This is a genomic window from Fulvivirga aurantia (assembly GCF_009711475.1).
GTDB lineage: Bacteria > Bacteroidota > Bacteroidia > Cytophagales > Cyclobacteriaceae > Fulvivirga > Fulvivirga aurantia.
This window is the reverse complement of the sequence record NZ_SMMD01000658.1, coordinates 1-5,261: the sequence shown is the minus strand read 5'-3', so window position 1 is coordinate 5,261 and position 5,261 is coordinate 1. Positions and strand designations below refer to the sequence as shown.

Annotated in this window: 4 protein-coding genes; 1 reads left to right on the top strand and 3 read right to left on the bottom strand. The window is 39.8% G+C overall.

The genetic code is table 11. The annotated features are described in order from the left end of the window. The 3 genes from E1176_RS06695 to E1176_RS06685 all read right to left on the bottom strand — a co-directional run. On the bottom strand, nucleotides 1-847 hold an 847-nt coding region (locus E1176_RS06695; protein WP_155209831.1), incomplete at its 3' end, for an outer membrane beta-barrel protein. Then, nucleotides 848-2,566 (bottom strand): DUF1501 domain-containing protein, encoded by a 1,719-nt coding sequence (locus E1176_RS06690; RefSeq protein WP_155209830.1) that lies wholly within the window; start codon nucleotides 2,564-2,566, stop codon nucleotides 848-850. Nucleotides 2,567-2,568: 2 nt separating this feature from the next. Beyond that, nucleotides 2,569-4,371 (bottom strand): DUF1800 family protein, encoded by a 1,803-nt coding sequence (locus tag E1176_RS06685; RefSeq protein WP_155209829.1) that lies wholly within the window; start codon nucleotides 4,369-4,371, stop codon nucleotides 2,569-2,571. A gap of 160 nt (nucleotides 4,372-4,531) precedes the next feature. On the opposite strand from E1176_RS06685, the gene E1176_RS06680 reads away from it, so the two are divergent. Next, nucleotides 4,532-5,261 (top strand): hydroxymethylglutaryl-CoA lyase (locus tag E1176_RS06680; RefSeq protein WP_155209828.1); only part of this gene is annotated, 730 nt, incomplete at its 3' end.

The window sequence follows — 5,261 nt, the reverse complement described above, 5'->3', positions numbered from 1 at the left end:
CACAGCCTAGCGAAATTGAAATATTTCTCAGCTCTACATCATCCATGGCATCACCAATGCTGGCCAATTGATTGGTGGCATAACGATTTTTAGCATCAGCAATCGTGTTGAGTCCATAACGATAGGTGGCGTCAAAGACAAAACGAACATTCCAAACATCATAACTTACACCAACACCACCTGCTATACCGGTCGATGATTTGATGAACACATCTTCTGCACCTATAATAAGGTTTTGTGTCTCAAAATCGCTGGAGTTTCCAGAGGCCATATCAACACCAGTGATCTCTACAGATTTTTGCGCACCTACCAACCTAGCGTAGTAAGCACCAACTTGCACAAATGGCCTCAGCTTGGTTTGTGTGAGGTCGTACTTAATGAAAAAAGGAATTTCAATGTAATCGAGTAGATGAGACTGCTTATAATTAAGAACCAGGGTATTATTGGCATTTTCACTTTCAGCCCATTCGTAACTATTGGTATAGATAAAATTCTGTCTTCTATAATTGGGTTGAAGGCTAAATGAAAACCCTCGATGATATAAGGTGATTTCTAAACCTGCATGCCCTGCCAAAGCGCCAAAATCTTCATACTGCTTTTGATTACTCGTAGGCTCATAATTTACCGGACTAAAACCCGAATACCTTGTTTCAGGTGAAGCTGTTGTGGTATTAGCGCCAGCTTTAAAGCCCAGCCACCACTGTGTTTGAAGAAAACGGTCATTTTCAGATGGTCGGGGCTGAACGGCATAGACAGGATATGTCTTTCTTTTTTTCTTCTTTTGAGCCATTGATTGACTGCAAAACAATGTTAGCCCGGCTACTAAAGCCAAAATACACTTGTTCATTTATCCTTTTATTATGAGTTTTTTAGAAGTTTTTAGAATGCCTGATTCAATCTGGTAGTGATACATACCCGGCTTAATGCCATTTAAATCCAATCGCAGCTCATAGGTGCCAGGTCCTTTGTTTTCATTGAGAATTGACTTAATAAGCATTCCTTTTTGGTCGATGAGATTTAGTTTTACAGCATCTGTGGTATTTACAGTAAAGCTAATATTCGTAAAGTCTTTTGCCGGGTTAGGAAATGCATTTCCAAGGTTAAAGCGTTTACTTATAAAATTCTGTGTACCAGTAATTTGCTGTTGCGCTAAGTTCAAGGCCTCATAATTTCCACTTCCATCTTCTTTAGGACCATCAATAAAATTACCGAAAAGTATGTCATTGGCGATAATGTTTTCATCAACCAACATCCAATCTTTTAGTAAACTAGCATACACCTGGCGGTAGTCGTGCTGCATAGATACATTGCCTTTAGAGCGATCAGATAAATCCGGGTTGGTACCTATAACACCGGGTTTTACACCTTTGCCGAAAATGAACATAGGACCCCCGGTTCCGTGATCAGTACCATAGCTGCCATTTGAATCGATTCTACGCCCAAACTCTGAGGTTGTAACTGATAATACGCGATCTTCCAATCCTTTAGATCGTAAATCGGCCTGAAATGCATTCATAGCAGATGATAGGTGATACATCAAGGCTGCGTGACCACCCATTGTTGGGTCATAACTTTCTACCTGATCAGCATGTGTATCAAACCCACCAATTCTCAATAAATATACCTTAGTTTTAGCACCTCCTTCAATAAGTCTTGTTACCAATTGCAATTGTGGTGTTAACCTGTTGGTTAAACTACCTGATGGAGCATTAAAAGGATAAATCTCCGGGTAGGTGACTTTCGGATCTGTCGAGTTATTAAATACTTCTAACAATCTGCCAGCATAGTCTTCCGACTTATCTTCTAAATCTAAAATCCAGTTTAGCTCTTTGCCGTACGGTGAGTTATCGAGGTATGCAGGAGGCTTGCCTCTGGGATCCACAAGCTCGTCTTCAAAGCCTTCCAGACTAGCCACCAAATTGGCAAAACCCTCTGGAGAACCAGGTAGTGAAATAGATGTGGGAATATTGCCGGATTGATGAAATACCAGCGAAACATCACCTCCAATTTCAATAGCCAATGGATCTTTCATACTACTATTAGGAAAATCATTTGGGTAGACCTGTGGTGCATACTCTTGCTGAAGGTAACGGCCAACCCATCCTGATGAATAGTAATCATCAAAACCACCACCCATTTGCCAGATATCTCTACCTCTAAAATGTGACCCATTGTTGTTAGGGTAGGAGACTCCCTGCACAATAGACATACGCCCACGATCGTATAAATCCTTTGCGCCAATCATATCAGGATGAAACCCTATTTGATCGGCCATTGATAAAGTACTATCTACAGGAATATACTTTCTGACACTATTTTTAGCAGGGATTGCAATATTGGCCCTTCTACTATAATATTGGTCATATTGGTCGACTGGAATAATCGTATTTAGACCATCATTACCACCATGCAACTGGATAATCACCATAACACGATCATTGTCACTCTGCTCTGCCAATCGCAAGAAGTGGCTCTGCTCTGCCATAACTCTAACCGGCAAGTTATTTAATGCGAATGACGCACCAGCCAGAGATGGAATCGATCTTAAAAAACTTCTTCTTTTCATAATTAAAACAATTGGTATTCTGGTGTTTGCAACATTGCGTTGAATAACCGTTTCAAGTACTCACCTGTTTCCAGATATTTAGAATCATCATTATATAGACTGGCCCAATCAGCGTTGGCCTGATTTACTGCAGCAGTATCGTTATAGTCACCAAATTGTAAAAACGCCTGTAAGAAATAACGTAGCCTCTCTTTTGTAAGGTCGCCACCCCCAGCATCAAAATCAAGATTATCAGCAAAAGGATAGAGATATGGAGACAAGTTTACGATCAATTGTTTTGCATCATTGGCAAGAGCACCAAAATTTTCAGTTACAAATACTCGCAGATTTACATAAGGCAAGTCACCGGATTGATTGAAGAGTTCTCTAATGAAGTTGTAGCGCTGTGTTAGATAATTTGTAGAAATCCAGTTTCTATTGTAAATAGGAAATTGATGGTAAGCACCATAGCCGGCAACTTCAAAAGGTTGATAAAATTCCATTCCTTGGTTTTCCATGTAACCCAGGATATTAGAAGTAATCATATAAAACTCTTCCAATTCTGTTTGATAATCTGGCAGCTGCCCATCAAATAAAGCGATAGCACCTAAAGAAAGATCAAGTGGTGATTTAATTATACCCCCAAACTTATCATCCTCATTTCCGGCTACGGCCTCATAAAAATGTTCACTCTGGTAAATTTCTTCGAGAACCGGCTGTATTTTAAAGTCATTAGCCACCAAGGTAGCCGCAAGATCAGCGATGATGGTATCATCAAGCGTCTCATCTATTTTGTAGTAAACGAAAAAGCGATAAATTTTTCTTATCACCTGCCTGGCTGTTTCCTCACGATCAAAGATCATATCAATCAGCTGACTGATTTCGTCAATCATGCTCTCTTCAGTAGGATTGCCACCTTCTAATAAATCAGGGTCAGCATCTATTGTGGCACTATCAAAATAACTTGAAAATGACTTTTGAGTGCTGTCTATTGTGTGCTGATTTGGCTCTATCACGCCTCTTGGTAAACCGGTGTATTGGTCTATCTCGCTAAATGTATCATCATATTTAAAACCAGTTAGCACTCTGGCGGCTGCCTGCACATCGGTTTCTGTAAATGTAAAATAATCGCCATCACCAGATGGTGTCATACCATTTACACGTGCTTCTAAACCACGGCCTATCGTGTAGAGTTCAAACATCTCCCGTGCATAGTTCTCATTAGGACTGCCTTTCACATTTAAGGTGCCGTCCAGAAATTTGAGCATAGCATTATCTACACATAATTTTTTTGAGAGCTCCTTAAAGTTGGTAGGGGCAATCTCTGAGGTTACAACTCCGGTATCTTCATCGGTAATGTCTGCCATTCTATCTTCCCGATCAAACGCAAATAGTCTGAAAAGTGCATTTTGAAAATACAGTGCTCTGCTACTTTCTACTTTCTCAGCCATGGTAGTAAAGTGCGTATGAAAGAATAATACGATTTTCTCTCGTGTGCAATAGGCCGGTTTTTGACTTGCATTTATTACACCTGAGCCTAGCATTTGTCCCAGAAACCAACCTTTAAAATAATTGGTTAAGGTACGATCATCACTATTTACCCCTTCAAGAGTACCATTTGTAACCCAATCCTGATTGGTTGCTGACGTATCTAAAGGAACCGGAGCGTCTGGTAAGTTTTGATCGAAAAGCCGGGCAACTGCCTGAGCAGCTGTTAGTGCAGCAAATTCATCTACAACGTCTTTGCTAGCGCCAAATGTGGCTCTTCTCAGCAAGTGAGCTGCACGTTTTACTCCAAGTGTTCCGGAGATGGGTGACAATGGCATATTATAATCTAATTTATTTTAACCAGCGTTAAAGCTAACCCGATGTACCAATTTGCAAGAACCAAATAAGATAAAGAGCTGATATCATCGATAAAATGATCGTTTTGACTATAACCCTCAATCGAATAACTTTGGGCACTTACAATTTGATTTTAAGCAAATGAAAATAATAGAATGTCCTCGGGACGCCATGCAAGGTATCCATGAATTTATACCAACACAAGAAAAAACTGACTATATCAATGAGCTGCTGAAGGTAGGTTTTGATACTATTGATTTTGGAAGTTTTGTGTCTCCTAAAGCCATACCACAAATGAAGGATACTGCTGAGGTCCTTCGAGGATTAGAACTTGACGGAACTAAATCGAAATTACTGGCCATAGTTGCGAATTTGCGAGGTGCACAGGACGCTTCAAGTTTTGATGAAATTACATATCTAGGCTTTCCTTTTTCAATATCAGAAACTTTCCAGCAGAGAAATACCAATAAGTCTATTCTCGAAGCTCTCAATAGCCTTGACGAGATTCAAAATCTATGTGTAAAACATGATAAAAAATTAGTCTCTTATATATCTATGGGTTTTGGCAACCCTTATGATGATCCTTACAATGTTGAAATCGTAGCAAAGTTCACCGATATTCTGGCATCAATGGGAATAAAGATCATTTCCCTGGCTGATACAATTGGTGTTTCTAACAAGGAGAACATAGACTATTTATATAAAGGGTTGATTAAAGAATATCCTGATGTAGAATTTGGCGCTCATTTACACTCCAACCCCAAAACTGCTATTGACAAAATTGTAGCTGCTTATGAGGCCGGTTGTAGAAGATTTGATGGAGCAATCAATGGATATGGTGGGTGCCCAATGGCCAAAGATGAGTTAGTTG

Coding starts and splice junctions, on each gene's coding strand:
- E1176_RS06690 (WP_155209830.1), bottom strand. CDS start 2,566: ATGAAAAGAAGAAGTTTTTTAAGATCGATTCCATCTCTGGCTGGTGCG.
- E1176_RS06685 (WP_155209829.1), bottom strand. CDS start 4,371: ATGCCATTGTCACCCATCTCCGGAACACTTGGAGTAAAACGTGCAGCT.